Source organism: Endozoicomonas sp. SCSIO W0465 (genome assembly GCF_023716865.1).
GTDB lineage: Bacteria > Pseudomonadota > Gammaproteobacteria > Pseudomonadales > Endozoicomonadaceae > Endozoicomonas.
Window position 1 is genome coordinate 581,121 of sequence record NZ_CP092417.1, and the last position, 19,740, is coordinate 600,860.

Annotated in this window: 14 protein-coding genes, 1 tRNA gene and 1 pseudogene; 9 read left to right on the top strand and 7 right to left on the bottom strand. The window is 52.1% G+C overall.

The annotated features are described in order from the left end of the window. The first annotated feature begins 42 nt into the window (after window positions 1-42). The 4 genes from MJO57_RS02515 (at window position 43) to MJO57_RS02530 (ending at window position 4,968) form a co-directional block, all read left to right on the top strand. Window positions 43-387 (top strand): hypothetical protein, encoded by a 345-nt coding sequence (locus MJO57_RS02515; protein WP_252022696.1) that lies wholly within the window; start codon window positions 43-45, stop codon window positions 385-387. Beyond that, window positions 384-827, top strand: coding sequence for a hypothetical protein (locus MJO57_RS02520; protein WP_252022698.1), 444 nt, complete (start codon window positions 384-386; stop codon window positions 825-827). The genes MJO57_RS02515 and MJO57_RS02520 overlap by 4 nt, the downstream gene beginning before the upstream one ends. An 84-nt stretch (window positions 828-911) precedes the next feature. Continuing rightward, a complete protein-coding gene (locus MJO57_RS02525; protein WP_252022700.1) occupies window positions 912-2,411 on the top strand; it encodes a hypothetical protein in 1,500 nt (499 codons plus the stop codon). 37 nt (window positions 2,412-2,448) lie between these two features. Then, the gene (locus tag MJO57_RS02530; RefSeq protein WP_252022701.1) at window positions 2,449-4,968 is read left to right on the top strand and encodes a hypothetical protein; all 2,520 of its coding nucleotides are present in this window, start codon (window positions 2,449-2,451) and stop codon (window positions 4,966-4,968) included. A 185-nt stretch (window positions 4,969-5,153) separates the two neighbouring features. On the opposite strand, the pseudogene MJO57_RS02535 reads toward MJO57_RS02530, so the two are convergent. Next, window positions 5,154-5,471, bottom strand: a pseudogene (locus MJO57_RS02535) (ankyrin repeat domain-containing protein); the annotation flags it as partial. Window positions 5,472-5,651: 180 nt separating this feature from the next. After that, window positions 5,652-6,794, bottom strand: coding sequence for a chromate efflux transporter (chrA, locus tag MJO57_RS02540; RefSeq protein WP_252022704.1), 1,143 nt, complete (start codon window positions 6,792-6,794; stop codon window positions 5,652-5,654). Window positions 6,795-6,964: 170 nt separating this feature from the next. Here chrA and MJO57_RS02545 point away from each other — a divergent pair, with 170 nt between their 5' ends. The 5 genes from MJO57_RS02545 to MJO57_RS02565 all read left to right on the top strand — a co-directional run bounded on the left by MJO57_RS02545 (window position 6,965) and on the right by MJO57_RS02565 (window position 14,919). Next, on the top strand, window positions 6,965-8,344 hold the full coding sequence (locus MJO57_RS02545) for a DUF1800 family protein (RefSeq protein ID WP_252022706.1): 1,380 nt from the start codon (window positions 6,965-6,967) through the stop codon (window positions 8,342-8,344). 50 nt (window positions 8,345-8,394) lie between these two features. After that, window positions 8,395-9,549: a DUF1501 domain-containing protein gene (locus MJO57_RS02550; RefSeq protein WP_252022707.1), complete on the top strand. Its 1,155-nt coding sequence runs from the start codon at window positions 8,395-8,397 to the stop codon at window positions 9,547-9,549. Window positions 9,550-9,726: 177 nt separating this feature from the next. After that, complete coding sequence (locus tag MJO57_RS02555) at window positions 9,727-11,004, top strand: hypothetical protein (protein WP_252022710.1); 1,278 nt, start codon at window positions 9,727-9,729, stop codon at window positions 11,002-11,004. Window positions 11,005-11,191: 187 nt separating this feature from the next. After that, complete coding sequence (locus MJO57_RS02560; RefSeq protein WP_252022712.1) at window positions 11,192-13,015, top strand: ABC transporter ATP-binding protein; 1,824 nt, start codon at window positions 11,192-11,194, stop codon at window positions 13,013-13,015. Window positions 13,016-13,026: 11 nt separating this feature from the next. After that, entirely contained in the window at window positions 13,027-14,919 is a 1,893-nt protein-coding gene (locus MJO57_RS02565) for an ABC transporter ATP-binding protein (protein WP_252022715.1), read from the top strand. A gap of 203 nt (window positions 14,920-15,122) precedes the next feature. Here the strand turns inward: MJO57_RS02565 and MJO57_RS02570 are convergent. From MJO57_RS02570 to MJO57_RS02590, 5 genes are all read right to left on the bottom strand, one after another. Then, window positions 15,123-15,199: transfer RNA gene (locus MJO57_RS02570), tRNA-Arg, on the bottom strand. A 57-nt stretch (window positions 15,200-15,256) separates the two neighbouring features. Next, window positions 15,257-15,436, bottom strand: coding sequence for a hypothetical protein (locus MJO57_RS02575; protein WP_252022717.1), 180 nt, complete (start codon window positions 15,434-15,436; stop codon window positions 15,257-15,259). Between the two features lie 114 nt (window positions 15,437-15,550). After that, on the bottom strand, window positions 15,551-16,813 hold the full coding sequence (ltrA, locus tag MJO57_RS02580; protein WP_252017357.1) for a group II intron reverse transcriptase/maturase: 1,263 nt from the start codon (window positions 16,811-16,813) through the stop codon (window positions 15,551-15,553). A gap of 573 nt (window positions 16,814-17,386) precedes the next feature. After that, on the bottom strand, window positions 17,387-18,082 hold the full coding sequence (locus MJO57_RS02585; RefSeq protein WP_252022720.1) for a phosphatase PAP2 family protein: 696 nt from the start codon (window positions 18,080-18,082) through the stop codon (window positions 17,387-17,389). Between the two features lie 216 nt (window positions 18,083-18,298). After that, window positions 18,299-19,660 (bottom strand): ISNCY family transposase, encoded by a 1,362-nt coding sequence (locus MJO57_RS02590; protein ID WP_252017318.1) that lies wholly within the window; start codon window positions 19,658-19,660, stop codon window positions 18,299-18,301. Window positions 19,661-19,740: the final 80 nt, after the last annotated feature.

The window sequence follows — 19,740 nt, forward strand, 5'->3', positions numbered from 1 at the left end:
TATACCTCGACACGCAACCAGGTTCGCCGGGCACCAAAAACCTTGGGGCAACCGCTAGACAGTTTTCAAAAAGGGATTCTTCTGGGGGATTCACTGAACAAACTGAATCAACAATTCAGCAACGATTTCCTGACTATTTATCAATCGGCTCACCGGTTCATGAAGTCTCTGCGCTCGGTTCCGATCAGTGAAAATAACCGTCGTGCTGCCCAATCCATGATCAGTGCCAGGGTAATGTCCGAGTTCCAGACAATGTATGCCACGTTCAGCGATATACGTTTGCAGATGTTGTCAGACCTGGGTTATACCGACCAACAACCGCTGGACCGTGCCACCATTATCCAACTGGCGTCTGGTCCCATGTCCCTGCTGCAGCCGTCTCCGTGAATACAACTCATCTGCTCAAGGCCATAGAGCAGCAACCACCGTCAGCCAATTCTGCTGGCTTTGATCGTTTTATAACTGACATGAGCCAGTTTCTGCGGGGAAAAACCGGCCAGACACCGCAGACGACAGAAGAAACCGGGAACTCCCAACCACAGGAGAACCCTGAGCCAGCGGAAAAACGGCCCGATAATCGATTTAACAGCGATATCATTGCCCGGCAAAACCGGCCCCGGAACCTTCAGTTATTAACCGATATCCTGCAACGGGAGCAAGCCCTGTTGCTTGCCAATATCCAGCAGCCGGACGTACATCCTGTCAGGGAACTGAAAAGTAATACTGCACCAACTCACCAATCCCGGGGCGCAGTCACTGTTCAGCCTGAGCCGGGCAAATCCATCGACCATCCGGCTCCAATATTTGGCAAGACCAACACACCATAGGCTATAGCCATTACTCCCAACCCGGATGACCCTACCGCGACCAATGCCATAACACCGGCAAACTATCCGGTCACCGACAACCTGATGCTGGCCAACTTGCTGGCTGCCAAAATCAGCGATCGCCCCATACGCATGAGCCACGCCGTAGCTCCGGGAACCAGAGGCAAGGACTCCTCCCCGCTTGACCAGTCACCGGGCATGAAGCTGTTGACCGACAGCCAGGCCCTGGCCGGACAACTGCGGACAGAGCTCTCGGCCCTGGCCAACGATCTGGCCACCCCGGATAAACAGGTCAGTACACAGTGGAACCAGGACGATCTGATCAATTTGGCCATTGTCCAGAGCCTGCCAGAAGCATCCGTTAGCAAGGTGATGGAAACCTTTCTGTCAAACGTTCTCACCTCGACGACAGTGGGCATACAATACCAGCAGCCTGACCATATTTTCCGGGCTGATGGCTCCCTGCGCGGCACCAGCCGGGCCCCTGGCACGGCACTTTTCCATGATCCGTCAACGGGCCAGACCATTGACCACGGTGCAACCAGGCAATTGGCGAGAATCATGTTACAGGCCATGGCCAGAAGTCGGCTGTTTGAACAGAGCGTTAACGACCATATACCACAACACTTGTCCAGCAAGATTATTGAACAGGCAGCACAATTGCAGAACCGCCAGCCTCAGGGGGTCGCTGCTCAACTAAGCCAGTGGCTTGGGCTGACGCAAGGTTCATCGGCCAGCACACGGGAGTCACTGGCCCAACTTCTTGAACAACGACTGACGTCCAGTCAGAGTGCCGACTTCGCACCACCAACCGATCTGCCACTGGTCAACGGTCTGGTCTCCGGTCGTTACCATGAAACCCGGTCCCGCTTTATGAATCTGGCACCGGCCAGGCAACTGGAGCTGCTGCAGTCGTTGGCCAGCAAACCCGACTATCTGGGCCTTGACCATTTTTCTGAGTCACTGGCCCGGCTGGAGGCCGATTTCGCACTAGCTGCATATACACCATCGTCTATCCCGGCAGACTCGGATCAGCCTTCGGACAGGCAGCCCCCCGACTGGCAAATCTTCCAGCTTAACCAGCAAGCCTGGCAACTGTTTACCCATCTGTATAATGCCCGGTTTGAGGCACCGGCAGAGGCAATCGACCGGATAAAAACAGCGGCACTGATCCAGCGCCAGGGCATTGAGCCCCATCCGGATGACGCCCAACGACTCAATCAGCTGCTGTTAACACTGCTGCCGGTGCGCACCAGTGCCAGTGACCGGGCCCACCTTATTGACACCGGGGGCAAAGTGCTGCCGGGGCCCGTCAGACTGCACCAGTTCAACCGTCAACGCATCGACGAAATTCTCAGCAGCTACGCTGCCATCAAGTCGCTGGTCAGCACAGAATTCCCGCAGGTATTCAACGACCAGGTTAAGGACGCCCAGCTGCAGGATGAGCTGATTGCCCAGATTGCAAGGGCCAGTTTGCAGGAACTCAGGGGCAAAACGACAGGCGATCAGTGGCAACAGGCAGTCAGGGGGCAACTGGTCAGGGAGTTTGCTGACTTTCGTGGTGACCAGGCTGAAGCCAGCTGAAAAATCAGTCATTCAATCAATTTCAGGGTTAATCACTATGCATCACCCAGCCCCATCAACGGCATCCGCCTATCAATCTGCTCTGACTTTCACCCGTGTTGACAGTGCCTCCGGCCAATCAGCAAAGGGCAAATTCAAGTCCCGGCAGATAGTGTCCAGCTCACAGGCGCAGCAATTGATCAGGAGTGAAGAGAAGTTGTCCCAATTGCGCCAGCAGCTCCACCTGCTGGAAAAAAAATTCGCTGCCTGTCTAGACCAGCAAGCACCTTCGTCAGTTGGCCAAAACCATCAGCGGTCGGAAACCTACGCGACCATAACCCCTGTTCATGCGTCGTCTACCTTGCAAGTACCACAGGCTTCAACCCTCAGCTCCAGTAACGCTGCCTCGCCGTCGGCTACCCCACGGCCAGGCAACTCAATGGCAGATACCACGACAACTGGCAACGTCACCAGCGCCACCATTGCCCCGTTATCACAGTTCGCCACTGGTAATGACCAACAACTGGCAAACATCACTCAGTCCCTCACTGACAGCGCCGGGACCATCACCCGATTGTTCAACGAAGGAATTGCTGAAACCTGCAACCGGACACTGACACAAATCCGGCAATTAGCCACTGCTGATCAAGAGCAACGAAGCATTCAGAAACGGATCGCTCTGGGTGACGGGCTCAACAGCATCAAGCGACAGTTCAGCCACCACTTTCTTGATATCTATCAGTTAGCCCATAATGCCAGCCAGTCAGTACGCTCAATAGCCAGTGATGATGACCAGATAACGTTGCCAGCCAGTGCCAGAATCACCAGCACACTGATCTCCAGCTTTGAGAATATGTACACGATCATGGAGAATCTTCGTCTGCAGCTGTTTGCTGACGCCAACTATATCGACAGCAACTGGCTTACCGGGGAAGGTAGCAGGCAACAGGAGGCAGCTGACCATGACGACCATGGCAAGGATACGTTTGCCGGAGACAGTCTGGTCAAGGCCATCAAACAACACCCGGCATCTCAATCATCAGACAGCTTCGACCGTTTTATCGGGGATATGGGCCTGTTACTGGAAAATCAGGACAAAGTCCGGCAGTTGCACCAGGCAGAGACTGAATCGGCAACCCTCAGCCCTGTTGCCCGCCAGCAGGAACAACGGTTGGCTGCAGCCATGACATTTACCCGGGGCGAGATCAGCCGGGCTCTTGTTGCCAACCCGGACAGAGTCCGCAGTGAACAGGTGTTAACCGATATTCTACAACGGGAAAAAGGGCTGTTTATTGATGCCCTCCAGCAAATTTACCTGAACCATAAGGGCCAGTTTACCGATGAAATCACCCGTGCAGAGGCTGGCCAGGATGTACTTTTTCTGCCTTCTACTTTTCTGGATGTGATCAAAGATCCGGATGGCTATCGTGCCGCGCTGCCAAACCCGGTCAATCCGCAGCCAGCAAACAGCAGGAACCAGAGTCTCCTCAGAAAGCGCCGGGATCTCTCCGGGCAGTCGGCCGTCTCAGGGGCAAACCAGCACAAAGGAATGCTGGCAGGTGCTCTGCAATCACTGGGCCAGCTGGCTGGCTATCTGAATCCGCTGTCACTCCGGGGCAGCGCACCCCCAGGAATTTCCGGCAATCTCCAAGCGCGCAGCAACGCCATCCTGACACCGGCAGACTATCCGGTAGCCGGCACACTTCTGCTGGCCAATCTACTGGCCGCCAAAGTCAGTGGCCGCCCTTTAGCCCATCAGCGCCAAGCAGCTGCGGCAGATAACAGTCAGGGCACCACACTGATTGAACAACAACTGACTTCCACAAGCCCGCTTGACCACCAGCCAGCAGAGACCACTCTGATCAAAGAGCTGTCCAGCGGCAACTATGATGAAGCTCAATCCGGGTTTATGCAGCTGCCACTGTCTGAACAGCTGGAACTGCTGGCGTCACTGGGCAAACAGCCGGATCATCAGGGCCTGGATTCTTTTTCCGGATCGCTGGCGCAATTACAGATCGATGTCCGTAATCTGGCTACAGCCCATACTGGCGAAAATGCATCCCGGACATCAGACTGGCAAAGCTGCAGGCTGAGCCAGAGAGCCTGGCAACTGTTTACCCACTTATACGACACCAGGGTAGAAGCGTTGGGTGAAGCGATCAACCAGCAGAAAATTACCGAACGGATTACCCACGAAGGGATTGAGCCAAACCAGGACAATGCCCACTATCTTGGCCAGCTGGTGGTGCAGCTGCTGCCGAACCGGACCAGCGCCAGCGAACGGGCTAGCCAGATCGCCACCGGCACAGAGGCACTGCCGACGGTGGCCAGGCTGCACCGGTTTACCCACCAGGGCATTAACGACATACTCAGCAGCTATAGCGCTATCAAGTCGCTGGCCAGTGAACAATTCCCGCAGGTGTTTGGCAACACCGTCAGTGACCCGCAACTGAAAGGTGAATTAATCGCCCAGATAGCACGGACCAGCCTGCAGGAATTACGGGGTAAAACCACAGGTGATGGCTGGCAACAGGTGGTCAGGGATAATACGCTTGCAGAGTTCGAGGAATGGCTTTGAGTTAGTGCGGCCAAGCGTTGTTATACATACACAAGCACCTCGTTCCCACGGTCCCGAGGCTGTCGCAAAACTCTCCGAACACTTCGAACCTCTCGTTCCCACGCTCTGCGTGGGAACGAGAGGTGTGACTGTATGGGTATTAGCGCTTTTCTGCATTTGTGTCTTGTCTGCTGATTATCCCCAGGCTACTGACGCCCTTCCCCTATCAGCCGTGTCATTTCACCATGACATGCTTCCGGGGCTAACGCTACTGAGGCAGGATCAATATCAGCACCGTGCTCAATAAGACGTTTAACGACTTCAATATGCCCCGCCTTGATCGCCAATTGTATCGGGGTAAAGCCCTCATTCGTTTGATGATTTATTTGAACATCCGCTTTGGCAAGCAATTTTTCCACTATTTCAACGTGACCATAATAACAGGCACTGTGTAATGGCATTGCACCATCTTGTCTGGGCAGACTGGTACGAATACCCGGTTGATCTAACAGCTTATCCACGACATTTTTATAATTCCTGAGTCAGCATAAGACCCATTTATCGACTCAGCGTATTGCCCCTTAAGTTTCAGATTGTTCGCAGCCTCAGAGCCTTTAACACAGGCCAGACAGAGGCGGCGTTATATGGAGCACAGGGCTTTACGGCAATGTCCATCGGAAGCTGGCAGGTTCAAATTCCTGTTACTACAAAAGCACAACCCCGATACCAATAAACATCACCACCAGCCAGAGAACAGAAAGCTTCATGGCACGAAGCAGGAAACAACCAATCAGAACCAGTGCCATTTCTGTTGCCGAATGCACAGCAGACGAAAATACCGGTGAATAAAGTGCTGAGAGCAGCAGGCCCACAACAGAAGCATTAATGCCGGCAACCGCCCCGGCAATCCGGGCCCGTCCCGCCAATGCCTGCCAGGCAGGAAGTACACCGATCACCAGCAGGAAACCCGGCAGGAAAATGGCCAGCGTTGCCGCTATGGCCCCCAGAATTGGAGTCGACTCAGAAGCAAAGTACCCAAGGTACGTGGCCAGGGTAAACATCGGTCCCGGTACCGCCTGGGCTGCGGCATAGCCAGTCAGGAAGGTATCCGTACTGATCATGCCTTCTGTCGTGTTCTGCAGAAGCGGCAGAACCACATGACCACCGCCAAACACCATACTGCCAGCCTGATAGAAATCACTGATCACCCTTGCCAGTGGTGAATAGCCAGCAAGCAGGGGCAGACCAAACAACAAAATGGCAAACAGAATAAGTGGCCAGAAAACAAAGCGACACCTGGCCTGGCTGTCGCTATTACCCCGCAACCAGCGATATCCGATCAGTGCTGCCGCTAACAGAATAGCCATCTGTACCAATACACCGGGAAACACCAGTAACAGTGCTGCACTGAAGACACACAAACTGATGGTCAACCGACTTTGACAGAAAGACCGAAACATCTGCAGAGTAGCGTCTGCCACCACGACCACAGCCAGCAGCTTCAAGCCGGCAATAATCCCCTGATACCAGTCAGCGGACAGGAACAGCTGACTGCTCATGGCTACCATCAGCAGAATGGCAAACGAGGGTAAGGTAAAACCAACAAACGCAGCAACTCCACCTGGCAATCCTGCCCTCTGGTAACCCAGAGCAAAACCGATCTGGCTGGAACCGGGACCTGGCAAGAACTGACTGAGGGCAATCAACTGAGAATACTCAACATCCGTTAACCACTTGCGTTTCTCAACAAACGTATTGCGAAAATATCCGATATGAGCGGCCGGGCCTCCAAAGCTGGTCCAGCCCAACAGGAAAAACTGCCAGAAAATGGTGAATAACTGATCCACAGGCTACATACCCAATGCTGAAAACAGTCATCGATGATAAACAGCTGTTGTCTATTATGCCTATTGATTCTTTTGATTGATCAGAATCAACAGGACCAATATTCCAGCCAACTCCCAATTCCTTTAGACTTTGGCAATGAAGCGCTGCAACAGAAACGGACGCAACCAATATGACCAACCATCTGGCAGTCATCGCCACCAACCGCTTTGGTATGGGGGCCAGGGATCATGAAATAAAAGAGGCACTGTCAGATCCTCAAGGGTGGCTGAGTACACACCTGATCCCTCCTGTCCTTAATAACAGCCTGCCCGATAGCTCAGCTGTGATAAAACAGCATGCTGCGTTTCGCGCCAGAAAGCGTGCAGAACAATCCGGCCAAAAGGCCGGTAACCAGAATGCCATGACGGCACCATTGAGAAGTGCTTACTTCCAGTTCTGCAGCGATACCCTGATCCGGAGCATTACCAGCGAACATTCATTCAGCTGGCGGCTACTGGATTTCTTCTCCAATCACTTCAGTGTTTCAGACCAGGGCGGACTGATGACTGCACTGGCTCCCACTCTTGAACGGGAGGCCATAGCCCCAAATCTTTTTGGTTCTTTTGCTGATCTGCTGGTTGCGGTGGAACAGCACCCGGCCATGCTGATCTACCTGGATAATGAAAAATCCATTGGTCCGGATTCCAGACAGGCCAACTACCTTAAGAAGAAATCAAAAAATACCAGAGGCATGAATGAAAACCTGGCGCGGGAGATTCTGGAACTCCATACCATGGGAGTGAATGGCGGCTACCAGCTGGAAGATCTTCAGGAACTGGCGAAAGCCATTACTGGCTGGAGTGTAGCCCTGCCAAAAAAAGCAGAAGGCCATGGTTTTTTATTCCGTGAACAGACTCACCAGCCAGGACAGCGTACTGTTTTGGGAAAAACGTACCCGGATACCGGAGCCAGTCAGGGGGAAGCTATTCTTCGCGATCTTGCCATACACCCGGCAACGGCCCGGTATGTTTCCTGGAAGCTGGCGAGGCACCTCATCAATGACCAGCCACCGGCTGCCCTTGTGGACAACATGCAGGAGCAGTGGATAAAAACCGGGGGCAATCTGAAAGAAGTGATTACGGTACTGATTCAAGACCCCCGAAGCTGGCAGATTGAGCAACAGAAACTGAAAACACCCCGTGAATTTCTGGTTTCCGTCTGCCGGGCAACCGATGGGCTCGCTCCCCGCAAGAACAACCGGGAACAACACAGCAGAATGCTGGTCAATGCGTTGACTGCCATGGGCCATAAGCCCTTTGGGGCAGGTTCCCCCGCTGGCTTTGCTGATGTCAGCAGTGCCTGGGATGGTTCTGATGCGTTACTGACCCGGATTGACTGGACGAACCGCTGGGTAGAAAGCCTGAAAAAAAGCATCGACCCACTGGCACTCACCGATACCATCCTGGGTGCGCAGATGACTGGTCATTCCCGAACCATTATTAGCCGTGCAGAAAGCCGCCAGCAGGGGTTATCGTTATTACTGCTCAGTCCCGAATTCATGAGACGATAACCATGTGGGGAGATGGCTGGTGAGGAGAGGCATATTAAGGAGAGAGATTGGTGACGAAAATTAACCGACGCGACCTGATCAAATGGCTTGGGGCCGGCGTGGTCTGCTCACAAATTCCCGTTACTGGCAATCTGGCGTTCGGCCAGAATTCTAACCGTCGTCAGAACGTTTCACCCAAACTGGTATGGATCGTTCTGCGTGGTGCGATGGACTCACTGCACGCTGTTCTGCCAGCCTTTGATGACCACCTGTTGGTGCATCGTCGTGTTATTGCCGAGCCGGCCCTTGATGCCATGCTGCCACTGGAGCGAGGGTTTGGTCTGAACAATAACCTGGCAACGTTGCATGGCTGGTATCGACAGCAGCAAATGGTGCCTGTGGTTGCGGTTGCCTCTCCTTATCGCCAACGCTCGCACTTTGAAGGTCAGGATGTACTGGAGTCAGGCCTTGTGCCAATGAGTCAGGATAATGGCTGGCTGTCCCGGGCACGGGAGGCCACCGGAAAAACCGGACTGTCAGTATCTCACTCGTTGCCCGTCAGCCTGCGTGGAGGACAGCAGGCAGGTACCTGGTACCCAAACACGATTCCCTCGGCTAAAGAAGACCTGTATCGAAGACTTTTCCAGATCTACCAGCAGGATGACCTGCTGCACAACCGCCTGGAAGAAGCCCTTGATATCCGCGGTATTGTGGGCAGCTCAATGGATGGTAATAGTCGTAAATTCAAAGCACTGGCAGAAGCGGCAGGTACGTTGCTCAGCCATCAGGAAGGCCCCGATGCCATCATGCTGGAAATGGGCGGCTGGGACACCCATGACAACCAGCTGGCGCGGCTTTCACGCCAGTTTCAGGAACTGGATTCGGGCCTGCAAAGCATGAGAGCCAGTATGGGAGAACAGACATGGAGCAATACCATTATCATGATTGCTACCGAGTTTGGCCGAACCGTGGCGCTCAATGGTACCGGTGGTACCGATCATGGAACCGCCTCCTGCCTCTTTATCGCCGGTGGCGCGGTTAACGGTGGCAAGGTGCTGGGTGACTGGCCGGGGCTTGCCAGAAAAGACCTGTATGAAGCACGGGATTTACGTCCAACGTCTGATATTCGTCAGTGGATCTCAGCAGTACTGGTGGAACACTGGCAACTTTCTGCTCCCCAGCTGATGCGTATTTTCCCTGACGTCACACCTGCCCGGATGGTTTAAAAGATAGTCTCTGCATTTCATCACATCGCTCAGCATGCCCATTTCAATTGACCTTGTTGTGATCATGTATATTTGGTGCAGTCTATTGAATCTTCGGGGGAATATTGTGTCTTACCCAGTATTCTTATCAGCTTCAAGTGATCAATTATGCAGTCCATTACCTCATCACCTCAAGGCATGGCCAGTTTCCCGGAAAGGCAGCCTGTACCATCTGATACCGCTAAACCAGAAGATAACCAGCACCAGGGGGTGGCCTATGCCCGTCATGTCGTTGCTGCTCACGGTCATTTACCGGGTCTCGCCCGCCCGGGGCAAGGCAACGAACATGCCGTCTCAGAAAAGCAACCGGCAGATGATGCAGATACACCGACAGACACCACGTTAATCGACCGGGCAAGAACTGAAACGAAGATTTTATCAGTCCGGAATGAGCCGTTACCCCATTGCGCTATCAAGGTTGTCAGCGCTGGCCGTTATCGATCCGATATGGTCAGTAAACCGATTGGCAAGCCAGTGATCTGTGACGATGCTGATCTCCCTTGCGGGCATACCTACCAGCCATATTTCTGGATATCACACTTGGCCCACCAGCTGCTGATCCCCTCTGCCGGCCACCATGCCGATATGCAGTTTCAGGTCATTGACCAGTTACAGATGTCAGAGGGCAGGGCCCGGCGAGATTTTCGGGCGCGGTTTGAATACCGTCTGGTTGATTATGGCTTTACCTGTCCTGATGCGTCTGCCGGGCCAGAAAAAAATTACGGTGTCTTCGCCACCAAATCAGTAGCCAAAGGGGAGTTACTCGGGATCTATTCAGGGATCGGGTACGCACTCAACAAACCGTCGTGGGCTGCGGAAAACCGTGATTGGCGACCTGAGCATTTGCAACGGAAGTTCACTGAAGATATGCCCGATTTCATGAGTTACTACCGAACCCTGATCGCCGGCCTCAGGGGTAAAGAGCAAACACAACGTACGCTTTCGAAATACACTCTGGAAGGGATGACCGACAAAGAATCCTTGAACATGATTGCCATTTTGCCAGACAACGAGCGTTATACTCCTATGCACTTTGTTAATTCCGCCAATAGGGCCGAAGAGGTCAATACGGCTATTACGTTTATTGCTGTTAATACCGGTTCTGCCGATTTTACGATCCCCGTCTTAATTGCCGCCAGGGGAATTACTGCCGGGCAGGAGTTATTAATGGGTTATTTTGTCAATCCTGATGCCGAACAACAATTGCGCCTGATGGGGACTGCAACTGAGGAAAGAGCATTTTATAACAGGACCCGGTCGGACCGGCTTGGCATAGTCGATATACTCAATACGACTATGCCCGACAAACCGCCGATATCGCCGTTTGTTGCCGCACCCGCTTATTATGCGTCGGAAGAAATTCGGAAAAACTGTCGGCAGGTAAGTCGCAAAAAGACAATGGTCCCGCAGGGTTGATGCGTGTCGCATCAATTTTTCGTACCCCGAACACCCGGTTCGGTAATCACTTCGTTGACGATGAGAATCATTTTCAGTTCAATGGCCGTTTATAAATTAGCACAATAGAACCAAATTTAATTTATCGCACTGTCTACCTCATCATGGCATTGCTGGATGAGCCAGATTTCACGCAAAAGGCCGTTCATTGAAACTACTCTGGAAACTCCGGTTTATTCTGAAGGACTACTGGCAGCAATACCTGCTGGCCTTTATCTGCCTGCAGATTGTCTCCGCTCTGAACCTGCTGCCACCCTGGCTGATTGGTCAGGTGGTTGACGGTATAAAAGACAATAGCCTCACCAACCGGGAGCTGACCGGCTATGTTGCCGGCATAATGATCACGGGTCTGACGGTCTATGGTTTCCGCTACGTCTGGAGATCCAGACTTTACGGTGCCTCCATTGAGCTGATCCGCAAGCAGCGCAGCCGCCTGTTTGCCCATTTCACCCAGCTCTCGCCGGAATTTTACCAGCACCACACCACAGGTGACCTGATGGCCCATGCCACCAACGACCTCAATGCGGTTGAGGAGAGTGTTGGCGTCGGAGTCATGACTCTGGTGGACTCACTGATTGCAGGCATTACCGTTCTGTTTGCCATGGTGTTCCTGGTCAGTGGTCAACTGACCCTGCTGGCCATGCTGCCTTTTCCGGTACTGGTCTGGGTGACCAAACGCTACGGTGTTGCATTGTACTCACGCTTTGGCCGCTCCCAGGCAGCCTTTTCCAGCCTGAACGAGGAGACCCGTGAATCCATCACCGGTATTCGTGCGGTCAAAGCACATCAGTTGACCGAGCGGCAAACCCAGCGCTTTGAACAGCTCTCCATGGAGGCTGTGGAAGCGAATACCAGCGTTGCCAGAGTTGATGCCCTGTTTGGCCCGAGTATCAGCCTGTTTTTTGGTCTCTCTTTTGTCCTGGCCCTGGTCGGCGGTGCCTGGTTGATCAGCCAGGGTCAACTGACCGTCGGTCTGTTAACCAGTTTCACTCTTTACCTCAGCCAGATGCTCGGTCCCATGCTGCAATTTGGCTGGCAGTTCAATGTTTTTCAGCGCGGTAGTGCGTCCTGGGGACGTCTGGAAAAACTGCTGGCCCGTCAGCCAAAAGTGAGTAATGCCCCCGATGCTCATCAGGCACCAAACGACAATAGTTTTTCAATTAATATCCAGTCGTTCGGTTACGGCAAAGAATCGGTGCTGAAGAACATCACCAGCAAAATACCAGCAGGTTCATTTATCGGTATTACCGGTCGTACTGGCAGCGGCAAAAGTACTTTGCTCAGGCTCATTCTGCGTGAGTTTGATCTGCCTGAGGGGTCATCCATCACCATGGGAGATATCCCGCTGCAACAGATCACAGTGGAATCGTTACGGAAAAAACTGGCCTGGGTACCCCAGGAGCCCATGCTGTTCTCCGGAACCATCGCAGACAACATTCGCTTCCCGGCACCGGATGCCAGTCTGGAAGCCGTCGAAAAAGCAGCAGCACTGGCTGCTATCGATGAAGAGATCATGGGCTTCAAGGATGGCTACAACACCCTGCTGGGTGAGAACGGCATCAACCTGTCCGGTGGTCAGAAGCAACGTCTGGCATTGGCCAGGGCACTGTTGGCTGACGCTGAAATCTTATTGCTGGATGATGCTTTCAGTGCCCTGGATATGAAAACCGAGGCCCGTATTCTGAAAAATCTGATGGCCATGAAGGGTAAGAAAACCATCATTCTGGTTACTCAGCGGCTACCTGAGCTGATTACTGCTGACCATATCCTGGTACTGGACCGTGGCCACATTATTGAGCAAGGCAACCATGAGCAACTGCTCTCTATAGGTAAAAATAAAAGAACGAACGACCAGCCAGAAGAGAATACGACCGAACACTGGTATGCAAAAATCTTCCAACAGCAGGCAAGAACACTGCTGCAACCATTGGAAGCGACACCAGATGTTGTGACCAAGTCCGATGTTGCCTGAGGAATAAGCTTATGTTGGCACAAACTGTGTTAGCAAACGACACGAAAAAAACATCAGGCTACCGTGGACTGGCCAGGCTGGTTCGTTACGCCAAACCCTATCAGTGGCAATTCCTGGGTGCCTTCCTGATCCTGCTGCTGGCCACCAGCCTGGAAATGCTGGCACCATGGCTGATGAAGATTATTCTGGATGAGCACATCGCCCCCGGCGTAAATGATGTGATGGGTCTTGCCATTATGGGCTCTGCCCTGTTTGGTACCTACCTGGGTTCGGCCATCCTGCAGTACATCCAGAATGTGAAGTTTCAGGAAAATGCGCTCAAGGTGGTTCATGACATCCGGCGTATGCTGTTCGCCCATGTTCTGAGGTTACCGATGAGTTACTTCGACCGTGAGCCCACTGGACGTCTGGTGTCCCGTATTACCAATGATTCGGAAGTTCTGCGCCAGATGTTTGTGGGCGTGATTCCAGCGATTCTGCAGGCCTTTTTCCGGATTGCCGGTATCTTCATTGCCATGGCACTGCTGGATATCCACCTGATGTTGATGACCGTGCTGCTGATACCCGTCATGCTGCTGGCGATCCATCTCTATCAGAAAATCAGCCATCCCGTGATTCACGGAGTGCGTAGCCAGCTGGCCAACATTAACACTCGCATCAACGAATCACTCAATGGTATGCGTATTGTTCAGGCCATGGGACAGGAAGCACATCTGCAACAACAGTTTGACCAGGACAATGAAACGTGGAGCCAGCTCAAGCGCAGGAACATCAATATCGATAGCCTGTTGCTGATGCCCTTTACCCACTTGCTTAACGGTATTGCCCTGGCGGTTGTGGTGGGCTGGTTTGGCTACCGGTCCGGTTTTTCTCTGGTTGAAGTGGGTACGCTCTATGCTTTTATCAATTACCTGGGCCGTTTTTTTGAACCATTCAGGCAGATCACCATGCAGATGAGCAGTCTGCAGCAGTCTCTGGTCGCCTCGGAAAGACTGTTCCAGGTGTTGAACGAAGAGACCGAAGACGCCCGGCATAACCAGAGTAAAAGCCAGAGTGCAAGCAAGAGTGCAAGCAAGAGTGCAAGCAAGAGTGCAAGCAAGAGTGCAAGCCCTGAGATCCAGTGCGGCAAGCTGGAATTCAATAACGTAACACTGTCCTATGACTCCAAAAATCGGGCACTGGACAATGTCAGCTTCACGGTAGAACCAGGTCAGTTTGTCGCCATTGTGGGCCACAGTGGTAGCGGCAAAAGCTCCGTAATCAACCTGTTGATGCGCTTTTACCAGCATCAGGAAGGGCAGATCCTGATTGATGACCAGCCTCTGACCAGCCTGAAGGAAGAGACATTGCGCCAGGGTTTGGGGCTGGTATTCCAGGAACCCTATATTTTCAGTGGAACCATGGCTGAAAACATCAGTCTGAATCATCACCAGATCACCGATGAGCACGTTCAGGCAGCGGCCAGAAAAGTGCATGCTGATCCATTCATCCGAGGGTTGGATGAAGGCTATGAGCACAAGCCCGGCCCCGGGGGCAAAGCGCTGTCAACCGGCGAAAAACAACTCTTGTTGTTTGCCAGAACCATTGCCCAGAATCCAAAAATTCTGCTGCTGGATGAAGCCACTGCCAATATCGATGGTGAGACCGAACACCATATTAAAGAGGCGCTGATTACTCTGCGGGAAAACAGGACCACCATTGCCGTGGCTCATCGTCTGTCCACGATTCAGGATGCCGACCAGATTCTGGTAATGGATGAAGGAAAGATTGTGCAGCGTGGCACCCATGAGCAGTTGCTGCTGCAGGAAGGACACTATCGCGATCTTTACCTGGCACAGCAGACTCAAGAGCAGCTGGGCACAACTCAACAGCCTGCCCTGACGATGGCCGCAGGCAACGCTTGATAACGTTTTCAACAGATAGCATTGCCAACACAGGACAGTGATGAATATTGCTGTCCTTTAGTTCATACGCCCTTACCAATGCTCCTGCCCCTCCCCGGCAACAAACATTGAGTCTCTTCAGTTACAGTACGAACGCAGTTTGAGCAGATATTTTTTTCAGACACAAAAAAAAGCCCATCTTATTGAAATGGGCTTTTCAGATATGGCGCGCTCGGGAGGATTCGAACCTCCGACCGCCTGGTTCGTAGCCAGGTACTCTATCCAGCTGAGCTACGAGCGCGCTGCATCAACGAGGGCGAATGATACTCAGTTTCCTGCAGGAGTCAACAATAATTGTTTAACTTCCTGGCAGAAAGGTTTGCATCACAAACCAGCTCTCGTCAGCGGCGTGCATCATAAAAGAAAGCCATGCAGATGTACAGCACTCTTTCAGCAGATTAAGCAGAATCCCCGTTACCATCTGCCTTTCACCACCTCGATTGATATTTTCCTGAAATCCTGCAAGTGAGCCAAGCATTCAGATTGTTGTAAATATTTGTCCCAGTATAAATACTCAGGGCTAATCGGGTAAGGGCCGGTCTTTCTCCAGCCCTCCCCACAGCACCCGGCATGCGGGTCCGCACCGGGCGGTTCAACGATGATGGTGAAACCTGATCCATAAGTCTTTCAATGAAACAAGCCCAATTTTCGCGAGGTAACTGTTATTCAGTGCCTGTTGTACCGCATAGGTTTTACTCAGACGGTAATACCCTTTGCTGCTGGCTGCGATCTTGGCGGCGTTAATTTTATCAACGCCTAACCTGACCAGATTCTTAAAACGGGTTTTCGGCTTGCGCCATTGCTTCAGAAAGCAGCAACGGATTCGCCGACGTATCCATTGATCCAGCAGGGGAATTGGTCGGTGATATTCCGATAACCGGAAATACCCCATCCAACCCCGGATATATTGTGCCAATTTGCGTAACCGATGTTGCATTGAGACACCCCAGCGACGACTGGTCAACTTGAGTATCCGGTATTTGAATCGGTCCAGACACTTCTGGGCCCAGCGAACTTTCTTCCCTGTGAAGGTGAAACTCAGGAATTCGCTTTCTGTTGCTTTCACAACTTTACTTTTCCGGGAGTTAATCTTCAGTTTCAATTTGCGTTCAATGAATTGGGTAATGCTGTGCATCACCCGATCCCCTGCACGCTGACTTTTGACGAGAATCACAAAATCATCACAGTATCTTGCAAAGCAATGACCCCGATATTCAAGCTCCTTGTCGAGTTCGTCGAGGACCACATTAGACAGCAAGGGTGATAAAGGCCCACCCTGTGGCATGCCAACCCTGGTCGGGTAGACATTGCCCTCAATCATGACACCGGAGCGCAGGTAGCTACCAATCAGTTTCAGAAGGCGTTTGTCGCGGACCTTACGGGAGACCCTCGACATCAAAACGTCGTGATTAACCGTATCAAAGAATTTACTCAGATCAACGTCAACAGCGTAATGAAGCCCCCGGTTGATCAACTGCTTAACCTGACGGACTCCGTCGTGTGCTGACCGTCCCGGTCGGTAGCCGAAGCTGTTTGGAGAGAAACCCGGATCAAAGACAGGGGTCAGCACCTGCACAATGGCCTGCTGTATGACCCTATCCATCACGGTAGGGATTCCCAGCAAACGCTCACCGCCGTCCGGCTTTTCTATAACATGTCGGCGCACGGGTGATGGCTGGTAGGTTCCGTCCAATAAGGCTTGACGCACTGAAGGCCAATGCTGTTTGGCAAAGTCTGGATAAGCTTCAATAGTGACTCCATCAATACCCGGAGCACCCTTGTTGCTTTTGACCTGTTTCCATGCACTTGCCAGATTAGCCGGTTCAAGTACGCAATTTAGTAGATCATGGTTCAAAGCTGGTTAAAGATTCTGTCGCCAAGTACGGTGAGTCGCCGGACGGCTGCATCGCCTTGAGGGAATCAGTCTCCTCTTTGTCGTCGATGTTCGGCCCTTCGCTAACGACTTCCCATCCGTTAATGGCTTCTGTCGTACAGCTACTATGGCCTCTGCTGACTTCTGTCCAATCACCACGCGGAGTTACCTCTGCTGGCGCTATTGGTTGCCATCGGGTTTGCTCGAACAGGATGATGAGACCTGTTCGCCGAGCCTGTTGTAACCAGTGGCTGAGAACTGGGAATTACCAATCGCATGTTGAACAGATCTCCCCGGATAAGGACATGAACTTTCAGTGCACAACCGCCGCATTTACCGTGTCTCACGAACCATAGGGCTTTGTGATCCTTGGCTCACTCGCCCAGAGACTCAGCCTTATATGCGATTTCTGTACGTCGGCTCGCACCTTTGCACTCAGACTGCCTCCGCACAGCCCCTCGCGGGACTGCACTTGCCTTAAGCTAGTGGTTGTCATCAGCAGGCGTCTTTACCGCCAGTCAGATGTAGGTTCTCCCACAGGGGACTTTCACCCCATCAGTTCATGCCCATGCCGGGCGTACCAAGAGATACACTTCCACCACCCACAATGATATCGCTTAACCAGTGTCCACCACTAAAAAGGCGCGGAGTGCAGAGGAAAGCGGCAGCAAGGACTTGAATCCACACAAAGGGGCGAGTGCTGTAAAGTAGCATAAAGCCTGCCCATGAGATCCACATGATGGAGTTATCTCCGGGAAAACTTTGATGGGATTGGTCCCGAATGTTGAGGTCGGGGAAGACGAGCGAGAGTCGGATGGGGTTCTCCACAACGAGGGTGGGGCTATCTCTTGTGAAGTCGAGGACGTGTTGCATAAAGGGGTGAAGAACTTGCTTATTGATGAAGAGGGTGATGACGATCAGAAGGATTATGACGCCAAGGCAGCCAAAGGCTTTAGCTCCTGAGCCCTGATTTTGCTTAAGTAGGTCGCAGAAGAAGAGTGCGGCGAGTGGGGCGAGGGCTAAATTGGTTGAGGGAAAGGAATGTCCAAATTTGTAATTCATTAAGGCCCAGAAGGTTTGAGCGCCAGGCCAGTTAGCCAGACTGCCATTTAGGATGCTGAATACCCGGTAATCAACAAAGTTCCAAATGAGACGTGTTGGAGGAAATAGCCATGAGGAAAAAATCAGGGCGGCTACAAGAAGACCCTTATTGAGTCTTGAGTTTTTGGAAGGAATAAACATCTCTGCCATCCAAGAATTATCTAGTTCTCGTCCAAAAACGCATCAGGCAATCATAATTAGATTGTACGTTCGTTTTTATATTTCCTGAAATTCCAGAGAGCCGCAAAAACTCTTCCCTTTTTTTCTCTAATCTGGGACGGATATTGGAGAAAAACGCGAAAAGCAGGCAGAAAACATCCTCCCACCATGCTGGAAAGGTACTTTCATGTAGCGTGGAGGTGGCTATCAGGATGGTGCCGGGTGTCTGGCCAGAATCACCAGGTTGTAACAGACCACCGATAACCAGCAATGAGAATCAAAACGCTCAGAACCCTTGCAGTGGCAACGTGATAGCCCAAAACATCTCTTTAGCCACGAAATTCCCGCTTCAATACCTGCCCGGAAGCGAAAGAGCGTTTTATACACATACTGACTTTTAGTCATCTCTTCGACTTCAAGTCCGCGCTTCTTATTAAAAGCTACATCGCTGATTCCCATGGCCTTGGCTTTTTCCAAATTAGCGCGACACGCGTATCCGCCGTCACCGCTTGTCTGGCGAGGTACACGACCATAAATTTCTTTTTGTCTTTCCATCATCGGAATGAATTGGTCCGAATCCGCTGGGTTACCTTCCTCAATAACCAGGTCCAGGATCAATCGACTTTTTCCCTGAACCAGGTTCAGTTTATGGCCATACTGTACTTGCCGCCTGTCTTTTACGATGATATCCGTATGGGGTTCATACAGGCTAACCACTTTTTCCTGGGCTGGCACCTTTTCACCCTTAAAGACCCTGCGCTCTGTCTGGGAGACTATTGCATCCACCAGGGGTAACAGGTGATCCACATCGGCCTGCCACTTGTCGGCATCATCAGCCAGGAGACACTGCCCCTGCTGACGGGCGTTTGCTAGCGTGACAGTAGCTTCGATAAGTACCTTCCGGGATTTTCGGGTCAACTGCAGCAGTTTTTTATAATGCTGATGCCGCTCTTCTTTGCCAGCGTAGATGCATTTTCTGGCCGCATCTTTTACGGCTCGGTTGTGATGGGTATATTCATAAAGCGGTGTCGCTGTCAGTGTTTGTCCCCGTTCCAGCAGCCGACAAATTTCTTTAACGGAACTGGCTAAAAGATCACTGTCGCAAGGAGGTTTGATATCCGATTCGGTGACTGTGCTGTCAATAGCCACAGTGCGCCCTTTTTCAATACCCTGATCTTTAGCGGTCATTAGCTGACAGTTATTAATCCGTTCCCATGTAGATGCAGTAAGAAGGCTGATGAGCCCATGCAAACTGGAGCGACTGGGGCGCTGGTTTGGTTCGAGGCGACAAAAGTCTCGAAAGAGCATGGAGTCCATCAAAACAAACGACAAGTAGTCATAATCACAATTCAAATACTGTTTCAGGAGTGCCGCACGAAGAACGGATTCTGCTGATAGTCCGTTCCGCCCAGTGTTCTGTTTATCACCAGAACTTAAGTCCTCATAAATCCAGTCATTGAACTGTGGATGGGCGTCAAGCCATTGCGAGATACCGGAAAGCTGGGAGCAGATTTCATGAGGTACGTAATGGAGTTCCATACTACACTGCGGGTTGCGTTTTTTGCGCATTTGGAGTCCTCTGTTTTTGGCAATCCCTTATGTTTCTTGCTCTTGGGAAGTTTAGTCGCCAGATAGCAGTAGGGCTCCAC

What these genes read in the sequence shown, in the direction of transcription:
- MJO57_RS02575 (WP_252022717.1), bottom strand. Translation starts at nt 15,436, where the DNA reads ATGCTTGGCTCACTTGCAGGATTTCAGGAAAATATCAATCGAGGTGGT.
- MJO57_RS02585 (WP_252022720.1), bottom strand. Translation starts at nt 18,082, where the DNA reads ATGGCAGAGATGTTTATTCCTTCCAAAAACTCAAGACTCAATAAGGGT.
- MJO57_RS02555 (WP_252022710.1), top strand. Translation starts at nt 9,727, where the DNA reads ATGGCCAGTTTCCCGGAAAGGCAGCCTGTACCATCTGATACCGCTAAA.
- MJO57_RS02525 (WP_252022700.1), top strand. Translation starts at nt 912, where the DNA reads ATGCTGGCCAACTTGCTGGCTGCCAAAATCAGCGATCGCCCCATACGC.
- MJO57_RS02565 (WP_252022715.1), top strand. Translation starts at nt 13,027, where the DNA reads ATGTTGGCACAAACTGTGTTAGCAAACGACACGAAAAAAACATCAGGC.
- MJO57_RS02545 (WP_252022706.1), top strand. Translation starts at nt 6,965, where the DNA reads ATGACCAACCATCTGGCAGTCATCGCCACCAACCGCTTTGGTATGGGG.
- MJO57_RS02530 (WP_252022701.1), top strand. Translation starts at nt 2,449, where the DNA reads ATGCATCACCCAGCCCCATCAACGGCATCCGCCTATCAATCTGCTCTG.
- MJO57_RS02590 (WP_252017318.1), bottom strand. Translation starts at nt 19,660, where the DNA reads ATGCGCAAAAAACGCAACCCGCAGTGTAGTATGGAACTCCATTACGTA.